We start from the raw sequence: 558 nt of genomic DNA, 5'->3' as shown, positions 1-558 counted from the left end.
CGCTGCGCCGTGTCGTGCTGGCGAGCGCCACGACGGTCTCCGCCGTGGTGCTGCTGCTGTCCCTGAAGCCGCACAGCAGCCCGGGTCTCGCCCTGGGCGCGTCGGCGCGGGGCTCCGGGGGCGGCGCGAGCGCGCCCGCCGCTTCCGGAGGTTCCTCGACGGCCGGGAGTTCCTCGACATCGGGGGGTTCCTCGACGACCGGCGGTGCCCCGGCGGCCGGAGGGGCCGCGAAGACCGTCACCGGTGAGACCGCGCAGACCCGCTGGGGGCCGGTCCAGGTACGGGTGACCGTCAAGGGCGGCAGGCTCACCGAGGTGACGGCCCTCCAGTACCCCACGGAGAACCCGCGCGACCAGGAGATCAACAGCTACGCGCTCCCCCAGCTGCGGCGTGAGGCGCTGGCCGCGCAGAGCGCGCGGATCGACATGGTCTCGGGCGCGACGTACACCAGCACCGGCTACCGGCAGTCCCTCCAGTCCGCCCTGGACCAGGTCCATGGGTGAGGGCGTCCGGCACGCGGAGGAGGTCATGGGGACCGTGTTCTCCTTCGATGTGCGG

Annotated in this window: 1 protein-coding gene; it reads left to right on the top strand. The window is 73.8% G+C overall.

Annotated features, from left to right (window positions below):
• Nucleotides 1-2 precede the first annotated feature (2 nt).
• Nucleotides 3-503, top strand: coding sequence for an FMN-binding protein (locus CCN72_RS36365; RefSeq protein WP_107430292.1), 501 nt, complete (start codon nt 3-5; stop codon nt 501-503).
• Nucleotides 504-558 lie beyond the last annotated feature (55 nt).

Origin of the sequence: Streptomyces murinus (assembly GCF_002154555.1) — a bacterium.
Lineage (GTDB): Bacteria > Actinomycetota > Actinomycetes > Streptomycetales > Streptomycetaceae > Streptomyces > Streptomyces murinus.
Note: the sequence above shows the minus strand (reverse complement) of the source record. Positions and strands in the feature narration are given on the sequence as shown.